The organism is Haloferax elongans ATCC BAA-1513 (assembly GCF_000336755.1).
GTDB lineage: Archaea > Halobacteriota > Halobacteria > Halobacteriales > Haloferacaceae > Haloferax > Haloferax elongans.
The window spans coordinates 384,029-408,615 of sequence record NZ_AOLK01000015.1 but is presented as its reverse complement, the minus strand read 5'-3'; the positions used below and the strand labels follow the sequence as shown (position 1 = coordinate 408,615).

The following is a 24,587-nucleotide window of genomic DNA, read 5'->3' as shown; positions in this document are numbered from 1 at the left end:
GGGCCGTCGTTGCCACGAGACGGCGTCTCTATCGTTGAAAATCGTGAGGAAACGAGCGTCCGAAACCGAATCGAAGTCGTCAGTCTTTGCGCTTGACGACGTCGCCGAGAGTCGTGGTCGTGTCGCTGCCGCCGGACCACTCCGACTCGTCGTCGCTTTCGCCCTCGACGAGTGAGATGTCGAGGTTGCGTTCGAGTTTCTCACGGACGGAGTCTGGTGGCAGGATGTCGCCGCGTTCGAGTTTGCGGATGAGGCTCGCCTTCTCGTTGAGCGACTGCGCGAGGTCCTCTTGGCTCATGCCGCGGGACTCGCGTGCGTCGCGGATGCGAGCGTCGTAGTCGGCTGCAATCTCGTCCATGTCGTCGAACATGTCTCGACGACGGCGGGTGTTCGACGACGACGAAGACGACCCCGAAGAGCGAGACGCCTTCGAACTCGACGAGGAGGTAGAGTACTTCGTGCTCGCGCTGGAGGACGTCGACTCGGTGCGGACCTCCGTGCCGAACTCGGCGCAGTCGTCGCACAGTTGTAGCTCTGCGCCTTCGACCTTCACTTTCTTCAGAGAGGCTTGGTTGGAGCCGCACATCTCGCACTGAGGCATACACTCACGTACCCCCCGGCCGCGTATAAAAGACACGCCACCGGTCACGCGGTGCGACTTGTGAGCACGGCCGCGTCTCCCAGTTCATCCAGCTATTCTTGGCGGCGGCGAAATACCGCCACCTGACGACCGGCCGGACTGGTCACCACGCGATAGCCACGCCGATACACCACGAGGTGCGAAAACGGAAGGAACACGACCAAGCCAAGCGGATACAGCAGTTCGCGGAGCCCCGGGGGTGACACCGGAAAGGAGCCAACGACGGCGAACGACCCAGCAGCCGCGAAAAACACAGTCAGTGCGACTCGCTCCGCCGCGCTCGGAGAGTGCGTCCGTGGATGCGCTGGACAGTACGCGACGAGATACGCGAGTGCGCCAATAGGAATCACGGCGAGGAGTGCGCCGAGGAGGTTCGGAAATCCGTGGCCGCGAGCCGCCGCGTTCTCGGAGAGCCAGACTGACTCGGCGACGACGAGAGTCCCGAGAAGCGCAACCGAACCAGCCTGACCGAGTGACGGAACGACGGAAGACACACTCCGACCGAAAGTGTCGAAAAACTAATTTCTTACGTTAGGTCGCCCCACGCGCCCCAGAACCGCTGGAACGCGGTGAAGTGACCGATAATGGCGAAGAACACCAGCAGCCACCCGACGAGCGTGAACCCGGCGAGCGTGTCGGTGTAGACCGCCGACGCGACGCCGACGAGGCCGATGAGTGCCAGTCGGTCGGCGCGGCCGACGAGGCCGCCGTAGGCGCGGCCGAGGCCGACTGCCTGTATCTGTGTCCCGAGGTAGGAGGTCATGAGGACGCCCGTGACCGCGGCGAGGCCAAGCGCATACGACTCGATTCCGGCCGCGAGACCGACGAGCACGACGATGTCTGCGTAGCGGTCCAACACGTGGTCGAGCAGGTCACCGGCCTCCGAGGAGACGCCCTGTTCGCGTGCGAGTGCGCCGTCGACGAGGTCGAGCCAACCGTTGAGGAAGACGAACACGGCTCCAGCCCCGTACCACAACGGGTCGGCGAGGCCGAAGGCGACGCCCGCGGCGATGGCGAATCCGAAGGCGATGACGCTCACGCCGTTCGGGGTGAGTCCCGCGGTATCGGCGGCCGAGACGAACGGAACGAGGAGTTTGTCGGCGGTGTCGCGATACTGGTCGAGCGTCATAGGTATTCGATGAAGTCGACGGTTCCGGCGGACGGTTCGCGCTCACCCGCGACGACGGCTTCGATGTCGTCGGCGACAGCCTCGGGGTCGCGGTCGGTCGTGTCGATTTCGTAGACCGACTCCTCCCCGTGGAACTCGACGGCTTCGCCGAGAACAACGTCGAGGGCTTCTGACTCCCGGTTCTCGCGGGCTTTTGCCTCGGGTTCGCCGCGGTCGAGCAGGCGCTGTTCGAGGATGTCCGGGCGGCAGCGAAGGACGACGACTCGGTCGGCGTCGAGGTGGTGTGCGAGGTGGCTCTCGACGATACCGTCCCAGTCGCCGAGGTGGTCGCGGACGGCGTCGAGGTCGACGACGAGCGTGTCGCGGTCTTCGTCGCGCTCGGTCCACAGTCCCTCGTCTTTGACGAGTTGGTTGAGGTGGACCACGTCGAGGTCGAGTGTGTCGGCAACGGCGTCGGTCGCCGTCGTTTTCCCGGTTCCGGGGGTTCCGGTGATGGCGACTCTCACGCGGGCGGCACCTCCGAGACGATTCGGTTGAGCACTTCGACGGCGCGTTTCGTCTGCGCTTTCGTGCCACAGGAGATGCGGATGCACTCCGGCAGGCCGAAACTGGTGCAGTCGCGGACGATGACGCCCTCGCGCTGGGAGGCTTCCGAGACGGCGGTGGCGTCACCAACCTGTGCGAGGACGAAGTTCCCGGCGCTCTCCCACGTCGGCACGTCGAGTTCGGCGCGGAGGTAGTCGCGGGACCACTCGACCGACTCGACCGTCTTCTCGACGTGGTCCTCGTCGTCGAGGGCGGCGAGTGCGGCGCGGCAGGCGAGTTCGCTCGCTGCGAACGGCGTGTTCACGCGGGCGTAGGCGTCCGCCCACGACTCGGGAACGCAGGCGTAGCCGATTCGAAGTCCGGCGAGGCCGTAGGCCTTCGAGAACGTGCGCAGCACCGCGATGTTGTCGTACTCCGAGAGCAAGTCGATGGCCGACGGTTCGTCGGAGAACTCGCCGTAGGCTTCGTCGACGACGAGGAGCGTGTGGTCTTCGACCGATTCGGCGAGGGTTCGAATCTCGTCGATAGCGAAAGTCGCCCCCGACGGATTGTGCGGCGTCGTCAGGTAGACCATGCGCTCGCCGTCGTAGGCATCGAGAACCAACTCGGCGGTCTGTTCGAAGTCGTCGTCTTTCGACACCTCGTACTGGACGGCGTCGCCGTGGTGGTAGCGAGCGCTCATCGAGTAGTAGGTGAAGCCAGGCGACGGTTCGAGGACGCGGTCGTCGGGTTCGAGCATCGCTCGCGTCAGGTAGTCGATTGCGCCGTCAGCACCGGGTGAAACCCACACTTGCTCGGACGTGAGGTCCCACTTGTCGGCCAGTTTCTCTGTCAGGTCGGTGTGGGCCGTCTTCGGGTAGACGCTCACCGTCGGCGCGGCGTCTTGAATGGCCGCGACGGCCTGTTGACTTGGACCGTGAGGATTCTCGTTCGAGGAGAGTTTCGTCAGGTCCTCGGGGTCCACCCCGAGTTCGCGGGCGACCTCCTCTGTTCCGCGGCCGGGAACGTAGGGAGTGTGCGCGGAGAGGTCCCGTGGTTGCATGGTCGAAAGATGCGGGTCGCGGTTCTTAAGGGTGCGTACTCGCGGTCGATACTGCTGCGAATCGCCGGTTTCGAGAACGAGGCGTGCTCAGGACCTGTCGCTGGCCGGTCCGTACTGGTCGACCGCCGGGTCGTCGTCCAGCGCGTCGGGAACGAATAGCGTCGACTCGCCGAACGTCCGAATGATTTTCTGCCCCGTACGCCCCGTCAAGAACCCGACGTAGGCCATCGCCGACGGGTAGTCAACGTCGTGTCGGGCGGGGTTCGTCGGGATGATTCCGTAGTCGTTTCGGAGGAGTTCGGGACCGCCACCGAGTGGGCCTTCGACGAAGGAGTCGAGTGAAATCGAGTCGCCGTAGACGTGGAACGTCCCCCGGTCGACGAGGGTGTACGCGCCGCGTCTGCTGGCCTGTCTGAGCGTATCGCCCATTCCATCACCGGTGGCCTGATACCATCGTCCCGAGGGGGTCGCCGCCGAGCGTTCCCACAGCGATTGTTCCCGGCGGTGGGTCCCGGAGTCGTCGCCGCGGGAGAGAAACAGCGACTCGCTCTCGGCGATTGTTTGGAACGCAGCGAGCGGGTCGTTCCCGACGGAATCGACTCCTGCCGGGTCCGACTCGGGACCGACGACGAGGAAGTCGTTGTGCATCAAATCCCGTCTGTTGATGCCGTGTCCCGCCCGGAGGAACTCGTCTTCGGCCTCGCGAGCGTGCGCGATGACGACATCTGCGTCGCCGTCTGCGGCGGTTCTGAGGGCTGCTCCGGTCCCCTGTACGAGCGTCTTGACCCGGATACCGAATCGTGCGGTGAACTCCTCGTGGAGCGCGTCGAGCAGTCCCGTGTCGTAGGCGGTCGTCGCTGTCGCGAGAACGATGTCGCTGTTGTCGCTGTCGTCGCTGCCAGATGCCTCGCCGATGTCTGCCTCGGCGCTTTCCGCCGCGCCGGTGGTTGGGCGGTTCTCGTCTCCGCCGAGACACCCTGCGACACCGGCGAGACCGAGTGCACCCACTGCGTGGACGTAGCGCCGCCTCCTCATAGACCGTGGTTTGCGAGCCCTGGGATAAACAGTACCGGTGTCGTTCCCAAAGTTATGGAATCGGATTCAGTTTCGCACTCGCTGTTTGACCGACTGCGCAAGCCGGACCGCGAGCGCGGCGATGGTGAGTGTCGGGTTCATCGCGCCGCCGGTGGGGAAGACACTCGACCCGGCTATCCAGAGGTTTTCTAGGTCGTGGGTCCGGCACTCCGCGTTCACGACGCTCGATTCGGGGTCGTCACCCATTCGAGTCGTACCCATGTGGTGGAACGCCGGGCCGGTGTTGTCCGGGCCGACTGCCCACTCCACATCGGCACCGAGTTCCTCCAGAACCGTCCGTTGAATCTCGTTTGCACGTTCGAGTGCCGCCTTCGTCTGGTCGCCGATTGACCAGTGGACCGCCGGAACGGGGTCGCCGAGGTCGTCTGTGGTCTCGGGGTCGATGGTGACGTAGTTGTCCTCGTCAGGGAGTTGCTCGACCAGCGCGCCCATGGCGACGTGGGTTCCGTAGTTCGCCTTCAACTGCGCCAGAAGGTCATCTCCCCACGTGTCGGCGTGGAGCGCGTCGATGACGGGCGACGGTCCGGCGTAGTTGAGAAACTCCAGTTTGAGACCGTTGACTGGCTCCGCGTCGTCGTAGAACTGGTGTGTCTCGCTGGTGTTGAAGCCGACGTGGTTCTGTCTGGTCGGTCTGTCGAGGCGACCGCCCATCCCGGCAAACAGGTGGTCCATGAAGTACCGACCGACGAGTCCCGAGGAGTTCGCGAGGCCGTCTGGGTACTGCCCGGACTCCGAGAGCAAGAGCAGACGGACGTTCTCGACGCCGCCACAACCGAGGACGAACTGGTCCGCAGTCTGGCGGTGGGTTTCTCCATCGGGTGTCGTGTAGGTTGCGGCGACGACGCGCTCGCCTGTCGAGTCGTGTTCGAGTCGGCGCACGCGAGCGCGGTCGATGACTCGCGCCCCCGCTGACTCGGCCTTCTCGATGTGCGACTCGGCGGTGTACTTCGCACCTGACGGACAGACCGGTTTGCACGTCCCGTAGCCGACACACGGACTGCGGCCGTCGTAGGGTTCGGAGTTGCGGGCGTTCGGAACCGAGTGCATGTCGATTCCGAGTCGTTCACACGCCTCCGCGAAGATGGAATCTGAGTGCGACGGCGGGAACGCCGGAAGCGGATGGGGTTCCTCACGAGGTGGGGCGTACGGGTTGTCCATCGCGCCCGCGACGCCGAGTTCGCGCTCTGCCTCGGCGTAGAACGGGCGTAGGTCGTCGTACGAGATGGGCCAGTCAGCGCCCACGCCGTGTCGTGAGTCGAGTTCGAAGTCGCGCTCGTGGAGGCGCATCACCATCCCCTGCCAGTGGAGCGTCGAGCCACCGACACCCTTCACGCGGGCGGCGTTCAGTGGGTAGAACGAGTCGCCAGACGACGTGAACTCGTCGCGCGGGCCGCCCATGTCCCACGGGTCGTCGAGTCCGGGGCGAAGGTGTTGTTCCAGTTGGTCCTGTCTGTCGCCGTCGAACCGCGGTCCCGCTTCGAGAACCGCCACAGTCGCGCCCGATTCTGCGAGACGATGGGCGACGATCCCCCCTGCCGGACCTGCCCCGACGATACATACGTCGGCGTCTTCGACCGGCGTACGGTCCGTCTGGGCGGGGTTACTCATCGGTCACACTCCCGTCAACGTCCTCGGAATCGCCTGCGCGTTCGACGCGCTCGACATGCCCGACACGTTCGACATCGTCTTTGGACATCGTCGCCCGCTGGTAGCTTGCTGTGCCGCCAGCGTGGCCGATTGGGTTCTCGATACCGACGAGTCTACCCCCTGTCGGCGATGCGTAGAAGGCGTAGAGTAGTTCGTTCACGACGTGGAACCGGATTCGCTCGGAGACGTTCCCGTCGGCTACCGGGTCGGCGGCGGCGACGCCGAGTTCGCGAAGCAACGAGTCTCGGTCGTCCGCAGAGAGGTCGGCGAAGTCGTCGCCGTACCAGTCGCGGGCGATGTCGTCGAGTTCGAGCGCTGCGTCGCGCATGGCGTCCCGACGCGACTCGTCTCTCGCGCGGCCGACGACGTACGTCTCGACGAAGTCGGAGACGCCTTCGGTCTGACTCGGGTAGACGACTTCTGCCGCGGCGGTCATCGTGGCGGTGACGGTCGTCGACACCGACCCATCGCCGCCGCTGTCTCCCGTCTCTCCCATCTCTCCCGACTCTGCGGTCGGCGGGTCGAACTGGTCGACCGCGACAGCGCCCCCTCCCACCACGCCGAGACCGGCGAGGACTGCAATCGCGTCGCGTCGAGTCAGTCGCATTCGGCGGGGATTAGGCGAGCCTAAACATATGGCTTGCCCTCTGTCGGCTCTAGCGTTGGATAACGAACACGACAGCGACAAACGCGACGAGTGCGGGCGCGAGCGCCGTTGCCACGTTGATTCGCACGCCGAGGTTGTACGCGAGAACGAGCGCCTGGACGTACCCGAGGAACGTGGCGAGAAGCGGGTCGAACACCGGCGGTGCGCTGGTTCCGAGACCGACCGAGCCAGCGACTCTGGTGAAGATGAGCGTGGCCAGACCGATACCCGGAAGCAAGAGAACGCCTGCCGGGGCTGCGACGAACGAATCAGGTTCGCCGCCGACACCGAAGTGAATCGCAACCTCGGAGGGAAGCAGCGGCAGGAGGGCGAGGCTCGCGAGCGCGGTGACGGCGAAGATTGCGCCGCCGAGGAATGTCATCCGATGGACGCGCATCTCTCAGTCCTGTCGCACGTCGTGTTCGAGGACGCCGACGCCCTCGACTTCGACTTCGACGTGGTCGCCGTCTTCGAGTGGACCGACGCCCTCGGGCGTACCGGTCGAAATCACGTCGCCCGGTTCGAGCGTCAGATACGTCGTAATCTCGGCGACGAGTTCTGGGACCGAGAAGATGAGATGTTCGATACTGGAGTCCTGTCGGGTCTCGCCGTTTACCCGCAGGGAGATGCTCGCGTCTTCCGGGAGGTGGTCGGGGTCGGCGAGGACCGGGCCGAGTGGTGCCGCACCGTCGAACGCCTTCCCGCGAACCCAGTTGGTCTCGACGTCCTGGTCGTCGCGGTTGGACACGTCGTTCATCACGGTGTAGCCGGCAATCACGTCCTCGGCCTCGTCAACCGCGACGTTTCGGCACTGCTCGCCGATGACGACGGCCAGTTCGGCCTCGTGTTCGACGTTCTCTTTTCCTGCTGGGAGCGTGACGGTGTCGCCGTGGCTCGCAACCGCGTTCGGGGGCTTGAGAAACAGCAGTGGCCGGTCCGGAACGTCCACGTCGCGCTCCTCGGCGTGCTTGGCGTAGTTGCGGCCGATACAGACGATTTTCGTCGGCTCACACGGTGGGAGCACGTCGACCTCGTCAAGGTCGTACGTCTCGCCGCCAAAGGAGACCGAATCACCGTGCCACTTACCCTGTCGGACCGCGCCAGCCGGGTCGCGGAATCGAACGTGATGCATGCGCGACGAGTCTGTGTGGGGCGTGATAGGTCTTTACACTCACCACGTGTTCGGCCGGTTTCTGTGCGGGGACGCTCTGTTTGTCGGCACCTCAGAAGACGTTGATGACGCCGCCGACGGCGAAGCCGACAGCAAGGCAAAGCGTCGAGACGAGGGCTTGTTTGTCAGTCGCGCGGAACACGCCCGAGAGTAAGATACCAAGCGCACTACCGAAGAGAAACTCGCGTAGTATCACGAACTCGCGCGCCGACGTCGGTTGTGTTCCCAGTTCGAGGACAGCGAGACCGGTCACCCCGACGAGAAATAACAGCCCGTCTCGGCGGAGGTCGCGCTCCTGTTTCTCGACCATAGCTCACCTCACAGGCTCGAATGTATTATTGGTGTGTTATATCTGGTCGTCAGCCGCGACTGCTCGGGCCTCGGTGACCAACCCATCTGACGCTTCGAGGACGCCCGCATCGAGGGCGACTGCGACGCCTTCGGCGCTCGAACGGACGAAGTTCATCTCGACGACCGAGGGAAACACCTTGATGGTACAAATCAGGTCGTCGTGGTCGTCGGTGTAGAGGTCGCCGTAGACGGGAGCCATCAACGACTCCGTTCTCGCGTCGTCGACGGCCGCGGCGACCTCACGTTCTGTGTATTCCGCTGCGACGTCGTCCCGAAGATAGCTCACCTCGAATTCGTCTTCCTCGTACACGACGATACTCCGCAGGCCGCCAGCCGTCCGCTCTTCGAAGAACTGCTTGAGACGACGTGCCATCTTCGTGGCCATGTCCGAATGATATCACGACTTACCATAGTATTTTGCCCCACAGTTGCCACGCCGCACGACTGAGACTGAGTCTGCTTGGGGTTCGGCCCACGGTCGCCAGTGTCGAGCGAAGAACTGCTCACTCTGATTTGGTAGCGAGCACGTCGTCGACTGAGGAACACGTGAGGCTTTCGACGACGGGGGCCGGTCGAAGACCGAATTCCCGGGCAACCCGGCTCGAATCGAGTGAGGTGTCCGTTGGGAGCGAACTCTCCGCGGGCATCGACGCTGGCTCGACTCGGTCAGGAGACACCCCGAATGCGCTGGCAGCACGCCGATGGAATTCGAAGACGCTCATTCGAGGGCCTCCCACGTGGAGCGTCCCTTGGAACCCACCCGTGCACACGCGGGAAAGAATCGCTGCGAGCTGATTGACCTCGACCGGGCTCTTGAAATAGTCGTCGTAGTAGCGAACCACCTCGCCGGACCTGAGGGACCGAAACGTCTGCGCTAACCGGCTGTCGAGTTCGCCACCAGAATACCCGTAGACATAGCTCGGACGGACGATACAGTAGTCTGTACAGTTCTCTTCGACAAGCGTCTCGAACCGGGCGCTTCGTCGTCCGTAGTGACTTCTCGGTGCTGTCGGCTCGTCTTCGGAGTACCACCCTGACTCGCCACCGAAGACTGAGTCAGTGGAGACGTACACGAAGCGGAGCCCCGAGCAGGCGTCGGTCAGTGCGCCCACTCGCGCCTCGAATTCGTCGAGCGGTCGGTCGTCGCGCTCGACGGTCGACGCGAAGACGAGACAGTCGCCGGCAGCGAGTCGGCTCGGGTCGTCCGACCAGAAATCGAACTGCCTGTGTCCCCATCGCCCCGGGGTCGAGTGGTACGTCCCGGTGACAGATGCGCCGTCTGCGGCGAGTCTGTCGGCGACCGCGGACCCGACGTAGCCGTTCGCACCGACGACGAAGATGTCTGCTTGGGTGTTCATACATTCATTCGCTAGACAGGTACCAAGAAGTGTGCGGTGCCTCCGAATACCTTTTTGTGTATTTCACGAGTAACTTCGAGGTGCTATGGAGCTCATCTGGCACGGCCACTCGACGTGGCACGTCACGGTCGGAAGCACTTCGATTCTCATCGACCCGTTCTTCGACAATCCGTTTACGTCGCTGGAGCCGAGCGACGTAGAGACACCGGACTACGTCCTTCTGACGCACGGCCACGCCGACCACATCGCCCACGCAGGCGAGTTCGACGGCGCGACGGTCGTCGCCACACCCGAACTCACCGGCTACGTCGAAGCCGAGATGGGCGTCGACGAGACCATCGGAATGAACATCGGTGGCACCGTCGAACTGGGAGACGCGTACGTCTCGATGGTCCGCGCAGACCACACGAACGGCATCAACACGGGATACGAATACGACGCGGGTGTCCCTGGCGGGTACGTGATTAGCGACTCGGTGCCGACACAGCAGTCCGACGCCGAGGCGACGACATTCTACCACGCGGGCGACACTGGTCTGATGACCGACATGCGCGAAATCTTCGGGCCGTACTACGAACCCGACGCCGCCGCGCTCCCGGTCGGCGACCACTTCACGATGGGGCCGTGGCAGGCGGCCGTCGCAACCGATTGGCTGGACGTCGACCACGTCTTCCCGATGCACTACGACACGTTCCCGCCCATCGAAATCGACGTTGACGACTTCGAGCGCGAAGTGAAGGCGGCCGGCAGTCACGCCGAAGTCCACGTCCTCGACGGCGACGAGTCGTTCACGCTCGAATAGACCGCGCTGTTTGATTTTTTGGGTATTGTGTATCGGCTCACCCGACCGACCAACCGTTAGGTGAAGACAGTCCCTCGAATCGAGTAGATGTCCGATATTCAGACCTCAACCGTCAGCGAAGATGGATTTTCGAGCACGAGCCGCGTCGGCGACTTCGACCTTCAAATCGACGCGCTCAACGAGACTGGACCGTCCCCGAACGAGACACTCGTGGCGACGTACGCCTCCTGTTTCCTTCCGGCCTTCCGCGTCGGCGGCCAGAAGACGGGCTTCGACGACCTCGGGAAGATTCAAATCGACGCGGACGCGACGGTCGACGGCGACGACGACCTCACGAGCGTCAGTTTCGACGTCTACGTCGAAGCGGCCCTCTCAGACGAGGAGGTGGCCGAGATAACGGACCTCGCCGAAGATATCTGCCACGTCCACACGGCGCTCCGTGACGGCCTGCACGCGGACGTGAACGTCTACGGCGGGGCATTCTAACAGCTACGGGACCTGGTGCGCGGGGGGTGACGCTGAGAAAGCGGATACGCTCCGCTCTGGCTGTGTCCCCCCACAAAAACGGTCGCGTGACCGAACACCACACCACAACACCGAGACCTACGGGTGTCCCGACAGATTAGTCGTGACGCTTCTTGTAGGCTCGAAGGCTCATCGCTTGACCCTCCACGATTACGACCTCCCCCTCTTGTGGGTTCGTCTCGACGGCATCGTCGACCTGTTCGCGGAAGTATGGGCTGTTCGGCTCTTCCATACGAGACCCTACGCTGCACCACTTAAAAACCTTTGTCAGACATTCTCACTCGTGGTATTCACGGTGTGAGAATCCTGACTAGTCGTCGCCCGCGGCCTGTGCAGTCGGCGTGTGGCTGATTTCGGTCCCGAGGACGTCGAGGAACGCCGACAGCCACTCAGGGTGGTCCGGCCACGCCTGTCCCGTAACGAGGTTGTCGTCGACGACGACGCCATCGACCCACGAGCAACCGGCGTTCTCGACTTCCGCGCGGACAGCGGGATACGACGTCATCTCGTAGCCGTCGAGGACGCCTGCAGCGGCGAGAATCTGTGGTCCGTGGCAGATAGCTGCGACCGGCTTTTTCTCCTCGAAGAAGTGCCGGACTGTGTCGAGTACCTCGTCGTAGCCACGGAGATACTCGGGCGCGCGCCCACCGGGGACGACGAGCGCGTCGTAGTCCGCTGGCTCGATGTCGGCGAAGGTCGCGTTCAGTGCGAAGTCGTGCCCGCGGGTCTCCAGATACGTCTGGTCGCCGCGGAAGTCGTGGACGGCCGTCTTACACACGTCGCCGTCTTCTCTCTCGGGGCACACCGCGTGGACCTCGTGGCCGACCATCTGGAGTGCCTGGAACGGGACCATAATCTCGTAATCTTCGACGAAGTCGCCTGCGATGAGCAGAATTTTCTTTCCAGTCATGGAGTTTCCTCGCGCAGAAGTTGTTACGTCAGAACAATAATGATTGTGCAGGGACAGGTGACTGTCGGAAACTCGGACAGGTGGTGGAGAAGCTACTCCGACAGAACCGACTCGATATCGCCGAGACTGTCGAGGACGTAGTCCGGTTCGTGGTCACTGGCCGCGAGTGCTGCGTCGTCGGTCACACCGGTGCGGACGACTGCGGCCCCCATCCCAGCAGATGTCCCCATCGCGATGTCCGTATCGAGTCTGTCGCCGACGACGAGGACTTCTTCGGGGTCGAGACCGAGTCTGTCGAGGACGATATCCCGTGCGACCGGCGAGGGCTTCCCGAGAATCGCATCAGGTTCACGCCCGGCGACCCCGGAGACGGCGTGGATAATCGCACCTGACCCGGGGATATCGCCACCGGCAGACGGGATGACGATGTCAGGGTCGGTGCCGTAGAATGTCGCACCGTCACGCAAGGCGACGTACGCGTCGCGCAAGTCGTCGTAGTGGAACTCCCGGTCGATACCGACTACGACGACTTCGGTGTCGTCCGACGCAGAAACGAGTTCTAATCCGGCCTCTCGAAGCTGGTCGTGCAGTCCTTCTTCGCCGATACAGAAGGTCTTCGCACCCGGATGTTGCTCGGCGACGTACGACGTCGTGGTCGTCCCCGACGTGACGATTTCGTCGGCCGTGGCGTCGATACCAGCACCGCGAAGTCGTTCTTCGTAGGCTGGCGGTTTCTTCGTGGGATTGTTCGAGACGAACAGGCGGTCGAGCCCGGCCGCTTCGATAGCTGCCAAGCCGTCGAGCGCGCCCGGTATCGCTTCGTCACCGCGGACGACTGTGCCGTCGACGTCGAGGACCACTCCTCGGTATTCCATCACTGGCCCTTCGGAGGCCGACTGATTGAACGTTCTCCCGAGAGAACTATTATGTCATTTGGTATCGTACATCTCAGTATGGGTGTGTCCTCCGAGCGAGTCGTCGGGTGGTTACGCGGTCCAGCGACAGGAAATAGCGCCATGGGTGTCTACGGGTTGGTGACGGCGATGGTCGCGCTCTTTTTGACCTACACGGCCGTCGCGACGCTCGCGTTCACCGTACCGCTGTTGTCGTCGACAGTTATCGTCGTCGTCGGACTCACCGTTTGGGTCGTGATGTGGGCTATTCTCGACATCACGGCGAGTTACCTCCTCAGTGAAGACGCGGCATAGAAACTGGGTCGTCCCGCAGTCTTCTGCTTTCAACCTTCGATATCCTCGGAGACAGAGTCTCGGCAGACCCGTCGCAGAACCAAAGAACGATATGCGCTTCGCCCGACTCGTCTACTGTGACGAATACGCAGCTGACACTCGTCCAAATCGACAACTACGGGCCGTGGACCGTAACGCCCGAGCCTCGACGGGAGATGGATCTCCAGACCCTCCAGTCGCGGCTCTTTGCCGACCTGGCCCAGTTCGTCGGCTCTCGCGACGGGTACGTCTTCTTTACCCGATTCGACAACATGGTCGCCGTCACCAACGGCCTGGACCGTGACGACCACGAACTCCTCCAGGAGTCTATCGCCAACCGCTATCCGGTGACGCTCAGTCTCGGCATCGGCGTCGACCGCAACCCCGCGGTCGCACTCGAACGCGCCACAGACGTCGTCCAACGTGCTGGCAGTGCACAGGACCACGAGCGACGCGAAGTTCTCTCCGGGGAGACGCTCCCGATGGAAGACCGCGCCGACTCGGACGTGCAAATCGCTCACTTCGACGTGAACGACGCGACTGGCAAGTACACAGACCGCCTCAACGAGTTCGATACGTTCATCCAGATTGAGCAGGGCTACGCCTCGCTCATGCGCCACCTCAGAGAAGAACACGGCGCGCTGTCGTTCTTCGTCGGCGGCGACAACATCATCTCGATTACACCCGACCTCACTGCGAGTCAGTACCGCGCGGCCATCGACCACGTCGAGGGCGAAGCGGGCGTCGAACTCAAAGTCGGCGTCGGGACGGCCTCGAACGCCCACGAAGCGGGCTTCGCTGCCAAGCACGCCCTCGAAGACTGCCGCCACCGCGGCACGATAGTCGAGTTCGCCGACGCGCCACTCGCCGCAGACGACTGACCGATGCACGGACGCGCGGTCTACTTCGTCGGTCCGAAGGAAGTCGAGGTTCGCGACCACGACGTTCCCGCCCCCGATCGAACCCAAGTGCGCGTTCGAACCCGCCTCTCTGCTGTGAGCTCGGGAACTGAACGTCTCGTCTATCGCGGTGAGGCACCCACGAACCTCCCCGCAGACGAATCTATCGCCGCTCTCGAAGGCGACCTCTCGTTTCCGCTCACGTACGGCTACGCCGCTGTCGGCGAGGTCGAAGCAGTCGGCGATGCTGTCGATGCGTCGCTCCTCGGAGAGCGTGTCTTTTCCTTCCATCCCCACGAGAGCTGTTTTCTCACCCGCCCGTCGGAACTCAGGACGATTCCAGACGGCGTGAGTGACGGCCGGGCCGCCCTCTTGCCGACGATGGAGACGGCGCTCAACTTCGTGATGGACGGCCGCCCGCTCGTCGGCGAACACGTCGTCGTCTTTGGGCAGGGAATCGTCGGTCTCGTCACGACGTGGCTCCTCGACAAATTCCCGCTCGGGAGTCTCACGGCCGTCGATTGCGTGCCTGAACGGCGACAACTCGCACTCGACCTCGGTGCCGACGCTGCGGTTTCTCCCGAGTCGCTCGACCATCCCGCCGACGGTGCCGACCTGACGTTCGAACTGTCCGGGGACCCCGACGCGCTCGACGACGCGCTCGACGTGACGCGCTACGACGGCCGGGTCGTCGTCGGCTCGTGGTACGGCACCAAACGCGCCTCGCTCGACCTCGGTGGGCGGTTCCACCGCTCTCGAATCAGCGTCGAGAGCAGTCAGGTGAGTACCATCGACCCGGACCTCAGCGGTCGCTGGGACACGGAACGACGGTTCTCGCTCGCGTGGGACTTCCTCGAAGACATCCCTCTCGAATCGCTCGTCACGCACCGTCTCGACGTCGGCGATGCCGCCCGCGCCTACGAGCTACTGGAAGACGAACCCGACGACGCCGTCCAAATCCTCTTTACGTACGGGGACGGTTGAGGTGGTATGTATCGCGTGTCGGTTCGCCAAGATATTATCGCGCAGCACTACCTGACGGTCCCTGACCCTGGGCCAGAAGGTGAGCGCCATTCACACGCCTTTACTGTCGAAGTGGAACTCACCGGTCCAGAACTCGACGAATACGGCTATCTCGTCGACATCGACGACGTGAAATCGGCGCTGGATGCGACCCTCGCTCGCTACCGCGACGAGACGATGAACGACCTCCCCGAGTTCGAAGGGAAGAATCCGAGTATCGAGCGATTCGCTCGTGAGGTGTGCGGACGGTTCGTCGATGCCGCGGAGTTGACACAGCCGACACATCTCTCGGTCCGAATCTGGGAAGACGACGTCGCGAGCGCGACCTACGAGACGGACCTCTAACGTGCATCTCGGATTCGTCGTCTACGGCCCGCTCGACGACCGCTCCGGTGGCTACCGCTACGACCTCGAACTCGTCCGTCGGTTCCGCGAGGCGGGTGACGAGGTGACGGTCGTCTCGCTCCCCGAGCGAGCGTACTGGGCGCGTCTCGGAGACAACGCCACGGCACTCCGTCGCTTGCGAAAGCTGGACGTCGACGTGCTGCTCCAAGACGAGTTGTGTCACCCGTCGCTCGCCGCCGCAAACGCTGGTCTCGACGACGATACGCCGCTCGTCTCGGTCGTCCACCACCTCAACTCCCGAGAGAACTTCCACCCGTGGCGACGCCGACTCCGCCAACTCGTCGAAGCACGCTATCTCGACTCGGTCGACGCGTTCGTGTTCAACAGCGAGACCACTCGGGAGAGCGTCGCAGACTTGACGACGACCGAGCCGAGCGTCGTCGCGTATCCTGCTGGCGACCGGTTTTCCGAGTTCGGTGCCCCGGTGACGCCCGAAGCGATTGGCGAGCGGGCGACCGACGGCCCACTCCAAGTCGTCACCGTCGGCAACCTCGAACCGCGGAAAAACGTCGATGGACTGCTCCGCGGGCTCTCTCGCGTCCGGTGGGAGTGGGAGTTGACGGTGGTCGGCGCAGCGGTCGACGCCAGATACGAACGTCGGCTTCGAACGCTCGTGTCTGACCTCGGTATCGAGGACTACGTCACTTTCACCGGCCGACTCCCCGATGCCGACCTCGCTGCAACACTGCGTGAGTCGCACGTGTTCGCACTCCCCTCTCACTACGAGGGCTTCGGCATCGCCGCGCTCGAAGCGATGGGATTCGGGCTCCCAGCTATCGTTTCGACCGCTGGCGGTGGGAGCGAACTCGTCACGCACCGCGAAGACGGCTATCTCGTCGACCCGACGGACCCATCCGAGATTACAGATGCTATCGCGCCGCTCTGTCGGGACTCCGAGCGCCTCGTCGCCCACTCCTTGGCCGCCAGACAGCGGTATCTCGACCACGTGACGTGGGACGAGACGGCAGCGACAGTCCGCGAGTTCGTGCGTGCGGTCGCCGAGGGAACTGCGACTGGCTCGATGGGCGCGACAGACGCGACAGCCACGAATAGCACGACTCGGTCTGTGAAGTGACCAGCGGCCTTTTTCGACCCGTAGCTATGTGTACTCGAACGCACCGAGGTCGGGCGCTGCACCGAGATATGGTTCGCCGATATCGACACCGGCATCGATACACGGCGAGCCTTTCGTCAGGCGGAGGAAGTCGTCGCCGGTCACCGTCTTCGCGAACTCGGGGTCGTCGATGTCGAGGTCCCACGAATTCCGCTCACTTCGGACGTTGAATGCCTGAAACACCGCTCCTTCGCCGTTGAGCCACGCCAGCGAGTTGCGCGCGATGTTATCCGGTTCGGTGTTGCCGGTGAAGCTGAACCCGAAGGTTCCGTTTCGGAACGAGGTGCAGTGGTCGTAGGTGTTGGCGACGCTCGCACCGTTGTTATCGAATCCGTAGGCGGTGTTGTCGTAGGCGACGCAGCGATAACAGCGGTTGCCGCCGGTCTCCCACCCGCCACCCATCTTGAAGCCGTTTCCGTCTCCCGTGGTGCCGTTGCCGTCGGTTCCGTTCTTGTAGGCGACGCAGTTAACGACGAGACTGCCACGTGTCGGGTCCGAGCGGTAGAAATCGAAGCCGTCGTCGGCGTTCAGATACGCGACACACTCTTCGAAGCGGTGGTCCCCGCTCAAGCGGTCACCTTCGCCGCCGATGTAGAAGCCGTCGGAGCTGTTTTTCGACCCGCCGTGGTGGGCCGTGACTCGCCGAACGAAGTGGTCGAACGAGCGCCCGTAGAAACTGATTCCGTTACCGTTTCGCTCGTCTCCCTGCCCATAATGGTGAATCTCTAAATCTTCGAACACACACGACTTCGCGGGCCCATCGTTCGACTCGCTGCACGCGATGCCGTTTCGCTTGACGTTCTTGAGTTCGAACCCCCGGAGATGGATGTGCTCGCTTCCGAACATCGAAATCCCGTTCGACCCCTTCATGTTGACGTCGATGACGGGCCGCTCGCCGGGGAGTGCCTGAATGGTAATGGGTTTCTCTTCGGTTCCCGTGAGGTACGAGAGGTTGATACTGCCGTCTCCTCGGAGTTTGTGGACACCGCCGCGGAGGTAGACGACGTCACCCGCACCGAGTTCGAATTCGGCGTCGTACATCACGGGCCGAAGGGTTTCGAACGCCGAGTCGAGTGAGTCACCACTGTTGCTGTCCGACCCAGCCCTCGGGTCGACGTAGTAGACGTTCTCCGCATCTTCGGGGTCGACAACGTTTGGCTCGGGCGTCTCTGTCACCGGGTCCGTTCGCGTTCGCGTGGGCGTGGCTGCTGTCTCCGTCGTGACCGTCTCCTCGGTGGCGCGTCCACCACACCCCGCGAGAGCCAACGTCCCGAGTGCCGCTGCTCCGGCGAGGAACGAACGACGTGAGTGGAGGGGCATTCTATCAGTACAGTACTACCTGGGACACTATAAAATTGTCAACTAGGTTAAATTAGTAAGCAACTGAGACAGTCAGTTTCGTTGAAACGAGTTCGGGACGAATTGCTGTCTCTGCTTGCGGGGCCATGTTCGGCCGCCGAATCACGGCAGGCGACTCAAAGCGGAAGCCCACCGTATCGCAGGTAGACCATATCGACGATGAGGATGAGTTGGAACAGCCCCTGCACGCCGCCGAGCATCGCGTTTTGCTGTCCGACCGCGGCGATTACTTCGGAATCGGGAGTCGGCGAGGTCATCTCCAGATAGATTCTGACTTCGCCGGGCATCAAGAAGCCGAACCCCTGAACGGAGAGAATCGTCACGATAGCCAGCGCCACGACGACAGCGGGCGTCGTCATTTGCAGGTTTCCGATGGTCAAGCCGACCCAGACGAGCGACCCGATGGTCACGACGGCGAAGGGAATCCGCCACCGCCAATCAGACCACGCGTTCAACCGCCATCCTAACAGCAAGAGTATCGGAACGAGGTTGATCGCGGTGAAGAGCGCGAGCCACGGGTCCGGGTTCGGGAACAGTCCGACACGGAGCGCGAGAGTCAGTCCGGTCGCGATGGTGAGAAACGCCATCGACGGCAAGAAAAACGACGTCTTCGGCGTCAATCGCTCGAAGACTGCCGCGCTGTCGTCCGCGTCGAGACCGCCGAGCACCGGGCCGAGGATTGCCCCGATAAACAGGTCCGTCCCCGTCCAGAGGACGCCCGCCATTACGTGGACGTAGGTGTGTATCTGCACCGACCCGACGGTAAGGACGTACGTGAGAGCAACAACTGAGATGGTGACGACGCCCCCTGCGAACGACGGATTCGCCCGCTGTGCCATTCCTCCGATTGTTCCACGGACTGTTTGCGTGCTCATTAGCTAGCGTGTTGGTCTCCTTACAGCAAAAGTATGCGTGAGTTTATCTCGCATTCTATGTAGGAAAGCAGCTTCGCAAACCAGCGTCGCGTCGAGTGTAAGTCGCACCGACAGTCGGCTATCCCCAGTTAGTCACCCGCCATCGGCGTCGCCGTCGACTCACCAATTGTCTCTCCGACTTGGGTGTACACGACAACGAGACCCACGCTACCGAGGAGTGTCGCGACGACGAACGGCACCGCAAACCCAAACCCAACGAGGATGCCGGAAAACAGCGTCCCGAAGGCAACTCCGAGTCCGAATCCCATCGTCAAAATCGAGAGCGTCGACCCCGACTGGCCCTCTTTGGCGAGGTCCCCCGCGAGCGCGAGCGAGGGAGCGAACACAGCCGCGACGGCGATTCCCTGCAAGAACCGCGCGAGAATCATCAACAGTGGTTCCTGTACGAACCCCTGTGCGAGCGTGGTCGGCAAGAGGAGGACGAAGCCACCGAGCAGGAACGGCCGTCGACCGTAGCGGTCGCTGAGCCGACCGATTGGGTACTGGAATATGACGTTCGCCAGCACTGTCGCTCCGAACTGGACGGCGAAGAGAAACGTTCCTTGGTCGAGGCGGGCGTTGACGAGGTTGGCCAACGGGGCGAAGATAGCGAGGCTCAGGGCCATCACGATAGTCGCGAGACCGAGTGCGAACACCGGGTCGAGTCCCGAACCGTCGGGATTCCGAATCGTGAGCGAGATGTCGTCGGCCGCCTCGCTTTCGGTCCGCTCCGGGTCGTCGATGAGGACGACGATGAGTGCAAAGCTGAGGACCGCCCCGATGACCGCGACGAGAAACGCGGCTTCGAAGCCGGATATCGGTATCGCGAACAGCGTGTAGGGTCCGGCGGCGACGACGCCTCCAGCCACCAGCGGGCCGACGCCGAACCCGAGCAGTCGGAACGTGTTGAATAGGCCGAAGTTCCCGCCGCGTTCGTCCGCGGCCGAGAGTTCGTTCACCAGCGCGACAGTGACCGGAATGGTGAACGCCGCGCCGATGCCTTGAAGCCCGCGCATCAGCAGTATCGAGAGGTAATCAGTGAAGACGATGTACCCGGCGCTCCCGATTGCGACGAGCGCCAGCCCAGTCAGGAGAAACACTTTCCGACGGCCGGTCTTGTCCGATATCGACCCCGTGACCGGTTGGCTGAAACTGTTGAGGAAGCCGAAAAGCGAGAGGACGACGCCGATGAGGAGTTCAGCTGTCACCGTGAACTCGGCGACGCCGAGTGCGACAGTCGTCCCGACGAACGACGGGAGTTCGACGAGTTGGCTCCCGATATACAGCGGCAGCACGACGACCAGAAACGAGTTGGCGAGCGCATCGACCATTCGTGCCATCGCGAGAGCGAGGATTCGACTGTCGAGAGAGGAACCCATCGCCGGTCGGTAAGGACGATAATCGTATCAATGTACGCACGGTTCGGACGTCGATGACGCCTCCACGTCCCGGTGAGCGCGTGAAGCCCGGTGCGCTCTCGTGGCGGCGAGTCGGTGACGACGTCCGTCGATACCTGCGCTTTCGTGAATTGAAGACCTGCAAGAGGGTTGTCGGCAATGTCGTCGCAGGGGGCGTGCCTCTGACGGCAGCAAATAGTAACTCGTAGCCGAGTATATTATGTTTTCCGTGAGACAGGTGGGCACGGGACGTGTCAATTCTCCACTTCGATCTTTCCTTCGATATCAGGCCCCCGACTCTCGATAGTGGCCCTGACGGAGACGAGTGAGCACCACTGACAGCACAGACGTTTTGTAAGAGGCCGATGGCGAATACCTCAGAATCGAACACGAACCGCGCGACACAGACAGAGGGTGTATCCACCGCATTCGAAGCGCTGAGCTCAACGATAGACAACGAGATCTGATACACAGGCACGTAGATATTTACGATACACGTAGACCAGAATCTACTCAGAAATTATATCTGCAAGACATGTGACGTTGAGGTAGCTACGACAAGATGGTGTCACTGCTAACCGTCGCTGGTGTCGCTGTCGCCGTATTCGTCGGGTTCAACATTGGAGGCTCGTCGACGGGCGTGGCGTTCGGTCCGGCCGTTGGCTCACGCCTCGTTCGGAAGGCGACTGCCGCGACCCTGTTTGTCGGGTTTGGCTTCCTCGGTGCGTGGACCGTCGGTCGAAACGTCATCGCCACGATGAGCAGCAGTATCGTACCAGCAACCCAGTTCACTCCTGTTGCGAGCGTCACAGTCTTGTTTTTCACCGGGCTGTCGCTACTCGTTTCGAATCTCTACGGCGTTCCAGCCTCAACCTCGATGACGGCTGTTGGGGCCATCGTCGGGCTGGGTCTCGCGTCGGATACGCTCAATCAGGCGCTGATGTTCGTTATCGTCTCGGCGTGGATCGTCGCCCCGCTTCTGAGCTTCGCTATTGGGATTGTGATCGGACGCTACATCTACCCGTATCTCGACCGCTACGTCGCGTTTACCAGGTTCGACCTCCACTTTATCCAGCTCGACCGCTCGGGGAGGGTTCCACGTCCGTACATAAACCCGAACGCGTCGCTCCAGGACATCGTCGGATCGATTTCGGTGGTCGTCATCGCCTGCTACATGGCATTCTCGGCGGGGGCGTCGAACGCCGCGAACGCTGTGGCTCCCCTCGTCGGCGAAGGGGGAGCACTCACCGTCGACCAGGGGGTTCTACTCGCGGTGGTGGCCTTCGGTTTGGGCAGTTTCACTATCGCCCGACGAACCCTGGAGACGGTTGGCGACGATATCACGGAGCTCCCGATTCTCGCCTCACTGATCGTCTCCGTAATCGGGGGAACGATTATCACGATTCTCTCGTACCTCGGAATTCCCGCAAGTCTCGCAGTAAGTACGACATCTGCAATTATCGGGCTCGGGTGGGGCCGGGCAAGTCGGGCAGCGACACTTGCAGAGTTAGCGACGCCGACACCCGAGCGTCCGGATTTGGACATCGGGACGGGTGCATTAGTTACTTCACGTGTCGAGGAGGCTCCTGCTAGCCCGACGATCGGAGATATCGCACGACACGAAGAACCGCCCGAAGCACCTGAAAGGATTCCGGACGTACCGGATGTCGGCTCAGAGGGACCGGCGGATCTCGACGAGCGGAGTCTCTTCGACCCAGCGGCTGCTAAGCGTATTGTCACGATGTGGGTATTAACGCCCTCGCTGGCGGTTGTCGCCTCCTACCCGGTGTTTGCGTTTGTGCTGTAAGCTCCGCTCATACGATGGAACGATGGGGCCCATATGCCTGGTCGGAGGTCAGGCATCCATGCGGGACGTTTCGTTGTTTGTTGACTTGAGTTTCTCAATCTCTCGTGAGCCACGGTCGCTTTGCTCACTTCGTTCGCCGCGCTCCTTGGCGCAACTCCTCCGAGTGTAGTAGACACAAAATCACGCTGTCCGCGAGGGACAGAGTACCCGCTAAGACGGTGGTTTTTGAGAGAAAATGGGGCCGGAGGGATTTGAACCCCCGATCGACTGATATCTCCGGTGTGCGCCTCGGAACTCCAGAGGGTCTTCAACACGACCGATGATCAGTCGGCCGCTCTGTATATCAGCTGGAGTGTCGTCCCGGGCGCCAAGCCTCTGGAGTCAGTCGCCATGCCGGGCTTGGCCACAGCCCCGATTTGTGTGCACTCTTTCGTATGGCGATTTTTCTTAAAGGGGTTTCGATTCTACTCGTCGCGGTCGTCGTCTGCCCAGTCGCACTCTTGGCACTTGTAGGCGGTCACGAATTCAGTGATACTCGGCATGTACCCGACCGAAATGACGTTCTCTCCGCATTCGGGGCAGTCGAAGTCGGCGTCCTGAATCGCTTCGGCCTCCATCGGGCGCTCGCCTTCGACGAGTTCGGCCAGCGTCTCTGGAGTGACCATCCGCCCTTGTACGACGCGGTTGCTCATGTCCCGACGAAACGCACCGAGGTAAGTAAGCCCTCCGGCACTGGACCCGAGTTACGGCATCGCCACGATCACGGTTCTCGTTCGCGGGCCATCGCACTCGACGAGGAGTACCGACTGCCAGCGACCGAGGTCTAACTCACCGTCGACGACAGGTATCGAGACGCCGTTGCCGACGAGAAGCGCACGAAGGTGTGAGTCGGCGTTTCCGTCGAGTGCGTCGTGGTCCCAGCCGTCGTCGGGGACGCTATCGGCGAGCATCGTCTCGATATCTCCCAAGAGCCGTGACTCCGCCTCGTTGACGCAGACGCCCGTCGTCGTGTGACGCGAAAAGACGGTACAGACGCCGTCTGCGTCCGACGGGAGCACCCTAGAGACCTGCCGAGTAACGTCGATAGCTTGGAGACGCCGGTCGGTCTGGATGTCGAAGGTTCGGCGCATACAGCGCGTTCGGGGTGCAGGTGGAAAAAGACGGCTCGCGATGCGAAAGAACAGGCGCTCGAATTACAGCCACGGCGCGCGTGACTCCCCCTCACCGGGATATCCGTAGCCCGGTTCGGGCGAGTCGTCGTCCGTGTCTTCGACGGCTGCGTCGGTTGCGTCGTCGGCGTCGGCGACGACCGCCTCACCAGCACCGTTTTCGGCCGCGACGGCGTCCGAAACGTCGTCACCACCGTCAGCGACCGCGTCGTCGACCGAGCGGGATGACGGGGACCCGACCGTGGGTGCGTCGTCGAATTCGGCACCGGCAGACGAAGCGTCGGCCGCGACGTCGGATTCGGGGTCGGCTGCCGACCCGGGGTCGAAGGCGAAAAGCGCCGTGACGCCGAGGACGCCGAGCGCGACGGGTGCCTGCGTCGGCATCAGGCCGAGGACGTCGAGCGCGAGCATGCCGAGCGCGACCGAACTCCCGAAGCGGAAGAGGTCGATGTCGACGTTACCGCGCAGACGGGGCGCGAAGATGGCGACAGCCCCGGCGAAGCCGACGCCGGTTCCGGCGGCCGCACCGGCATTGATGAGCCGGGACGGGTCGGGGCTGACGACGAGTTCAGCGCCTGCGGGGTTGAAGCTGGCAACGAGACCGAGACCGATGATGACACTTGGTGACGGGAGATATTCGCCGACCTTCGAGGAAGCCGTCTTCGCGGCGACGGCCAGGATGACCAACCCGGCGAAGCGGTGGAAGACCTCGAAGTTGAGTAGCGTCTCGATGGTCTCCGCGATGGCAGCCTCGGTGACTGCCACGGGGATGAGGAACGCGCCGAGGAGCAGGATAGACGTGAGCTGCTCGCGGCGCGAGCCTTCCATCTCTGCGAGGATGACGGCGACCGTTGCCGACCCACCGAAGATGAGGAGACCAGTCTGTAAGATACCCGTGACGGAGTTCAACGCGCCTGCGATGATGAGCGCGGGGAAGATTCCGTCGACGAGGGGGAGCGCCATGACGGTGGCGAGAAGCCGGGTCGCACCACCTACCTGTTGCTCGAGACGAAGGGCGACTGGGTGACGTGAGACACTCATTACGTGTTATTGGCCTTGACCATGGCCCAAGCGGCGATAAGGACGCAATTCAGACAGGGGCGTACGAGAGGTTCGTACGTTTCGTCCATTGTGTCCTGGTTTGAACTCCCGTTTAAATGTCTGCCACATCGGTGTAAAGAGAATGCCGGAGTCGAGGTTCATCTGACCGGCAATACGCGATGCAACGGGACACGTGGAGTCCATACACAACGAATTTCGGACAGGAGTATTAAACGTTGTGTGGGATACGACCGCATGGAACACAGACTTATTTGGTTCTTTTTTAAATTGAGGTGTGGAATCTTCGGTTATTTCCCTTATGGCCTATGATGCTGTGGTACACGTTCGCGAACATGATGATTATTCACGAC

Annotated in this window: 30 protein-coding genes and 1 tRNA gene; 8 read left to right on the top strand and 23 right to left on the bottom strand. The window is 62.5% G+C overall.

Going from position 1 to position 24,587, the window contains the following annotated elements; all coding sequences use genetic code 11:
* Window positions 1–79 precede the first annotated feature (79 nt).
* From C453_RS19560 to C453_RS08680, 13 genes are all read right to left on the bottom strand, one after another.
* On the bottom strand, window positions 80–601 hold the full coding sequence (locus tag C453_RS19560; protein ID WP_083881585.1) for a multiprotein bridging factor aMBF1: 522 nt from the start codon (window positions 599–601) through the stop codon (window positions 80–82).
* A 92-nt stretch (window positions 602–693) separates the two neighbouring features.
* Window positions 694–1,134 (bottom strand): hypothetical protein, encoded by a 441-nt coding sequence (locus C453_RS08735; RefSeq protein ID WP_008323934.1) that lies wholly within the window; start codon window positions 1,132–1,134, stop codon window positions 694–696.
* A gap of 32 nt (window positions 1,135–1,166) precedes the next feature.
* The gene (locus C453_RS08730) at window positions 1,167–1,769 is read right to left on the bottom strand and encodes a CDP-alcohol phosphatidyltransferase family protein (RefSeq protein ID WP_008323931.1); all 603 of its coding nucleotides are present in this window, start codon (window positions 1,767–1,769) and stop codon (window positions 1,167–1,169) included.
* A complete protein-coding gene (locus tag C453_RS08725) occupies window positions 1,766–2,275 on the bottom strand; it encodes an adenylate kinase family protein (RefSeq protein WP_008323929.1) in 510 nt (169 codons plus the stop codon). The genes C453_RS08730 and C453_RS08725 overlap by 4 nt, the downstream gene beginning before the upstream one ends.
* Window positions 2,272–3,357 carry a histidinol-phosphate transaminase gene (gene hisC, locus C453_RS08720; protein WP_008323928.1) on the bottom strand — a complete coding sequence of 362 codons (1,086 nt, stop codon included), beginning with the start codon at window positions 3,355–3,357 and terminating at the stop codon, window positions 2,272–2,274. Before hisC ends, C453_RS08725 begins: the two co-directional genes overlap by 4 nt.
* Before the next feature lie 87 nt (window positions 3,358–3,444).
* Window positions 3,445–4,365, bottom strand: coding sequence for a substrate-binding domain-containing protein (locus C453_RS08715; protein WP_008323927.1), 921 nt, complete (start codon window positions 4,363–4,365; stop codon window positions 3,445–3,447).
* A 93-nt stretch (window positions 4,366–4,458) separates the two neighbouring features.
* Window positions 4,459–6,060 carry a GMC family oxidoreductase gene (locus C453_RS08710; protein ID WP_008323926.1) on the bottom strand — a complete coding sequence of 534 codons (1,602 nt, stop codon included), beginning with the start codon at window positions 6,058–6,060 and terminating at the stop codon, window positions 4,459–4,461.
* Window positions 6,053–6,706, bottom strand: coding sequence for a gluconate 2-dehydrogenase subunit 3 family protein (locus tag C453_RS08705; protein WP_008323925.1), 654 nt, complete (start codon window positions 6,704–6,706; stop codon window positions 6,053–6,055). Before C453_RS08705 ends, C453_RS08710 begins: the two co-directional genes overlap by 8 nt.
* Before the next feature lie 49 nt (window positions 6,707–6,755).
* Window positions 6,756–7,142: a DUF1648 domain-containing protein gene (locus C453_RS08700; RefSeq protein WP_008323924.1), complete on the bottom strand. Its 387-nt coding sequence runs from the start codon at window positions 7,140–7,142 to the stop codon at window positions 6,756–6,758.
* Window positions 7,143–7,145: 3 nt separating this feature from the next.
* A complete protein-coding gene (locus tag C453_RS08695) occupies window positions 7,146–7,877 on the bottom strand; it encodes a fumarylacetoacetate hydrolase family protein (protein ID WP_008323923.1) in 732 nt (243 codons plus the stop codon).
* A gap of 91 nt (window positions 7,878–7,968) precedes the next feature.
* On the bottom strand, window positions 7,969–8,226 hold the full coding sequence (locus C453_RS08690; protein ID WP_008323922.1) for a hypothetical protein: 258 nt from the start codon (window positions 8,224–8,226) through the stop codon (window positions 7,969–7,971).
* Window positions 8,227–8,262: 36 nt separating this feature from the next.
* On the bottom strand, window positions 8,263–8,652 hold the full coding sequence (locus C453_RS08685; protein WP_008323920.1) for a hypothetical protein: 390 nt from the start codon (window positions 8,650–8,652) through the stop codon (window positions 8,263–8,265).
* Window positions 8,653–8,770: 118 nt separating this feature from the next.
* Window positions 8,771–9,625: an SDR family oxidoreductase gene (locus tag C453_RS08680; RefSeq protein WP_008323919.1), complete on the bottom strand. Its 855-nt coding sequence runs from the start codon at window positions 9,623–9,625 to the stop codon at window positions 8,771–8,773.
* A gap of 85 nt (window positions 9,626–9,710) precedes the next feature.
* Between C453_RS08680 and C453_RS08675 the strand changes: the two genes are divergently transcribed.
* Together C453_RS08675 and C453_RS08670 are read left to right on the top strand one after the other, a co-directional pair.
* On the top strand, window positions 9,711–10,427 hold the full coding sequence (locus C453_RS08675; protein WP_008323918.1) for a metal-dependent hydrolase: 717 nt from the start codon (window positions 9,711–9,713) through the stop codon (window positions 10,425–10,427).
* An 87-nt stretch (window positions 10,428–10,514) separates the two neighbouring features.
* Window positions 10,515–10,913: an OsmC family protein gene (locus tag C453_RS08670; RefSeq protein ID WP_008323915.1), complete on the top strand. Its 399-nt coding sequence runs from the start codon at window positions 10,515–10,517 to the stop codon at window positions 10,911–10,913.
* A gap of 136 nt (window positions 10,914–11,049) precedes the next feature.
* Here the strand turns inward: C453_RS08670 and C453_RS20815 are convergent, their stop codons facing one another.
* The 3 genes from C453_RS20815 to C453_RS08660 form a co-directional block, all read right to left on the bottom strand.
* Window positions 11,050–11,184: a hypothetical protein gene (locus C453_RS20815; protein WP_007539750.1), complete on the bottom strand. Its 135-nt coding sequence runs from the start codon at window positions 11,182–11,184 to the stop codon at window positions 11,050–11,052.
* 78 nt (window positions 11,185–11,262) lie between these two features.
* Window positions 11,263–11,862 (bottom strand): DJ-1/PfpI family protein, encoded by a 600-nt coding sequence (locus C453_RS08665; RefSeq protein WP_008323914.1) that lies wholly within the window; start codon window positions 11,860–11,862, stop codon window positions 11,263–11,265.
* Window positions 11,863–11,954: 92 nt separating this feature from the next.
* Window positions 11,955–12,737 carry an HAD-IIA family hydrolase gene (locus C453_RS08660; protein ID WP_008323913.1) on the bottom strand — a complete coding sequence of 261 codons (783 nt, stop codon included), beginning with the start codon at window positions 12,735–12,737 and terminating at the stop codon, window positions 11,955–11,957.
* A gap of 78 nt (window positions 12,738–12,815) precedes the next feature.
* Here C453_RS08660 and C453_RS08655 point away from each other — a divergent pair, with 78 nt between their 5' ends.
* The 5 genes from C453_RS08655 to C453_RS08635 all read left to right on the top strand — a co-directional run bounded on the left by C453_RS08655 (window position 12,816) and on the right by C453_RS08635 (window position 16,490).
* On the top strand, window positions 12,816–13,070 hold the full coding sequence (locus C453_RS08655) for a hypothetical protein (RefSeq protein WP_049907586.1): 255 nt from the start codon (window positions 12,816–12,818) through the stop codon (window positions 13,068–13,070).
* Between the two features lie 116 nt (window positions 13,071–13,186).
* On the top strand, window positions 13,187–13,969 hold the full coding sequence (locus tag C453_RS08650; RefSeq protein WP_008323911.1) for a GTP cyclohydrolase III: 783 nt from the start codon (window positions 13,187–13,189) through the stop codon (window positions 13,967–13,969).
* 3 nt (window positions 13,970–13,972) lie between these two features.
* Window positions 13,973–14,971: a zinc-binding dehydrogenase gene (locus tag C453_RS08645; RefSeq protein WP_008323910.1), complete on the top strand. Its 999-nt coding sequence runs from the start codon at window positions 13,973–13,975 to the stop codon at window positions 14,969–14,971.
* A 6-nt stretch (window positions 14,972–14,977) separates the two neighbouring features.
* Window positions 14,978–15,355: a 6-pyruvoyl trahydropterin synthase family protein gene (locus tag C453_RS08640; RefSeq protein WP_008323909.1), complete on the top strand. Its 378-nt coding sequence runs from the start codon at window positions 14,978–14,980 to the stop codon at window positions 15,353–15,355.
* A 1-nt stretch (window position 15,356) separates the two neighbouring features.
* The gene (locus tag C453_RS08635; RefSeq protein WP_008323908.1) at window positions 15,357–16,490 is read left to right on the top strand and encodes a glycosyltransferase family 4 protein; all 1,134 of its coding nucleotides are present in this window, start codon (window positions 15,357–15,359) and stop codon (window positions 16,488–16,490) included.
* Between the two features lie 24 nt (window positions 16,491–16,514).
* On the opposite strand, the gene C453_RS08630 is transcribed toward C453_RS08635, so the two are convergent.
* The 3 genes from C453_RS08630 to C453_RS08620 all read right to left on the bottom strand — a co-directional run bounded on the left by C453_RS08630 (window position 16,515) and on the right by C453_RS08620 (window position 20,181).
* The gene (locus tag C453_RS08630) at window positions 16,515–17,849 is read right to left on the bottom strand and encodes a right-handed parallel beta-helix repeat-containing protein (protein ID WP_008323907.1); all 1,335 of its coding nucleotides are present in this window, start codon (window positions 17,847–17,849) and stop codon (window positions 16,515–16,517) included.
* Window positions 17,850–18,004: 155 nt separating this feature from the next.
* A complete protein-coding gene (locus C453_RS08625) occupies window positions 18,005–18,727 on the bottom strand; it encodes a hypothetical protein (protein WP_008323906.1) in 723 nt (240 codons plus the stop codon).
* Between the two features lie 164 nt (window positions 18,728–18,891).
* Window positions 18,892–20,181, bottom strand: a complete 1,290-nt coding sequence (locus C453_RS08620) for an MFS transporter (protein ID WP_008323905.1) — start codon at window positions 20,179–20,181, stop codon at window positions 18,892–18,894.
* Window positions 20,182–20,761: 580 nt separating this feature from the next.
* Between C453_RS08620 and C453_RS08615 the strand changes: the two genes are divergently transcribed.
* Entirely contained in the window at window positions 20,762–22,006 is a 1,245-nt protein-coding gene (locus C453_RS08615; RefSeq protein ID WP_008323904.1) for an inorganic phosphate transporter, read from the top strand.
* Window positions 22,007–22,242: 236 nt separating this feature from the next.
* On the opposite strand, the gene C453_RS08610 is transcribed toward C453_RS08615, so the two are convergent.
* The 4 genes from C453_RS08610 to C453_RS08595 form a co-directional block, all read right to left on the bottom strand.
* A tRNA-Trp gene (locus tag C453_RS08610) sits at window positions 22,243–22,419 on the bottom strand.
* Between the two features lie 51 nt (window positions 22,420–22,470).
* A complete protein-coding gene (locus C453_RS08605) occupies window positions 22,471–22,698 on the bottom strand; it encodes a DUF5795 family protein (protein ID WP_275039230.1) in 228 nt (75 codons plus the stop codon).
* Window positions 22,699–22,749: 51 nt separating this feature from the next.
* Window positions 22,750–23,136, bottom strand: a complete 387-nt coding sequence (locus tag C453_RS08600) for a secondary thiamine-phosphate synthase enzyme YjbQ (protein WP_008323903.1) — start codon at window positions 23,134–23,136, stop codon at window positions 22,750–22,752.
* Window positions 23,137–23,199: 63 nt separating this feature from the next.
* Entirely contained in the window at window positions 23,200–24,138 is a 939-nt protein-coding gene (locus C453_RS08595; protein WP_049907585.1) for a DUF5794 domain-containing protein, read from the bottom strand.
* Window positions 24,139–24,587 lie beyond the last annotated feature (449 nt).

Excerpts from the sequence above, each read along its gene's own strand:
- C453_RS08605 (WP_275039230.1), bottom strand. The coding sequence starts at position 22,698 with ATGAGCAACCGCGTCGTACAAGGGCGGATGGTCACTCCAGAGACGCTG.
- C453_RS08620 (WP_008323905.1), bottom strand. The coding sequence starts at position 20,181 with ATGGGTTCCTCTCTCGACAGTCGAATCCTCGCTCTCGCGATGGCACGA.
- C453_RS08710 (WP_008323926.1), bottom strand. The coding sequence starts at position 6,060 with ATGAGTAACCCCGCCCAGACGGACCGTACGCCGGTCGAAGACGCCGAC.
- C453_RS08675 (WP_008323918.1), top strand. The coding sequence starts at position 9,711 with ATGGAGCTCATCTGGCACGGCCACTCGACGTGGCACGTCACGGTCGGA.
- C453_RS08690 (WP_008323922.1), bottom strand. The coding sequence starts at position 8,226 with ATGGTCGAGAAACAGGAGCGCGACCTCCGCCGAGACGGGCTGTTATTT.
- C453_RS20815 (WP_007539750.1), bottom strand. The coding sequence starts at position 11,184 with ATGGAAGAGCCGAACAGCCCATACTTCCGCGAACAGGTCGACGATGCC.
- C453_RS08660 (WP_008323913.1), bottom strand. The coding sequence starts at position 12,737 with ATGGAATACCGAGGAGTGGTCCTCGACGTCGACGGCACAGTCGTCCGC.
- hisC (WP_008323928.1), bottom strand. The coding sequence starts at position 3,357 with ATGCAACCACGGGACCTCTCCGCGCACACTCCCTACGTTCCCGGCCGC.
- C453_RS08670 (WP_008323915.1), top strand. The coding sequence starts at position 10,515 with ATGTCCGATATTCAGACCTCAACCGTCAGCGAAGATGGATTTTCGAGC.
- C453_RS08595 (WP_049907585.1), bottom strand. The coding sequence starts at position 24,138 with ATGGCGCTCCCCCTCGTCGACGGAATCTTCCCCGCGCTCATCATCGCA.
- C453_RS08630 (WP_008323907.1), bottom strand. The coding sequence starts at position 17,849 with ATGCCCCTCCACTCACGTCGTTCGTTCCTCGCCGGAGCAGCGGCACTC.
- C453_RS08665 (WP_008323914.1), bottom strand. The coding sequence starts at position 11,862 with ATGACTGGAAAGAAAATTCTGCTCATCGCAGGCGACTTCGTCGAAGAT.
- C453_RS08700 (WP_008323924.1), bottom strand. The coding sequence starts at position 7,142 with ATGCGCGTCCATCGGATGACATTCCTCGGCGGCGCAATCTTCGCCGTC.
- C453_RS08600 (WP_008323903.1), bottom strand. The coding sequence starts at position 23,136 with ATGCGCCGAACCTTCGACATCCAGACCGACCGGCGTCTCCAAGCTATC.
- C453_RS08645 (WP_008323910.1), top strand. The coding sequence starts at position 13,973 with ATGCACGGACGCGCGGTCTACTTCGTCGGTCCGAAGGAAGTCGAGGTT.
- C453_RS08685 (WP_008323920.1), bottom strand. The coding sequence starts at position 8,652 with ATGGCCACGAAGATGGCACGTCGTCTCAAGCAGTTCTTCGAAGAGCGG.
- C453_RS08705 (WP_008323925.1), bottom strand. The coding sequence starts at position 6,706 with ATGCGACTGACTCGACGCGACGCGATTGCAGTCCTCGCCGGTCTCGGC.
- C453_RS08640 (WP_008323909.1), top strand. The coding sequence starts at position 14,978 with ATGTATCGCGTGTCGGTTCGCCAAGATATTATCGCGCAGCACTACCTG.
- C453_RS08680 (WP_008323919.1), bottom strand. The coding sequence starts at position 9,625 with ATGAACACCCAAGCAGACATCTTCGTCGTCGGTGCGAACGGCTACGTC.
- C453_RS08655 (WP_049907586.1), top strand. The coding sequence starts at position 12,816 with ATGGGTGTGTCCTCCGAGCGAGTCGTCGGGTGGTTACGCGGTCCAGCG.
- C453_RS08615 (WP_008323904.1), top strand. The coding sequence starts at position 20,762 with ATGGTGTCACTGCTAACCGTCGCTGGTGTCGCTGTCGCCGTATTCGTC.
- C453_RS08695 (WP_008323923.1), bottom strand. The coding sequence starts at position 7,877 with ATGCATCACGTTCGATTCCGCGACCCGGCTGGCGCGGTCCGACAGGGT.
- C453_RS08625 (WP_008323906.1), bottom strand. The coding sequence starts at position 18,727 with ATGGCACAGCGGGCGAATCCGTCGTTCGCAGGGGGCGTCGTCACCATC.
- C453_RS08730 (WP_008323931.1), bottom strand. The coding sequence starts at position 1,769 with ATGACGCTCGACCAGTATCGCGACACCGCCGACAAACTCCTCGTTCCG.
- C453_RS19560 (WP_083881585.1), bottom strand. The coding sequence starts at position 601 with ATGCCTCAGTGCGAGATGTGCGGCTCCAACCAAGCCTCTCTGAAGAAA.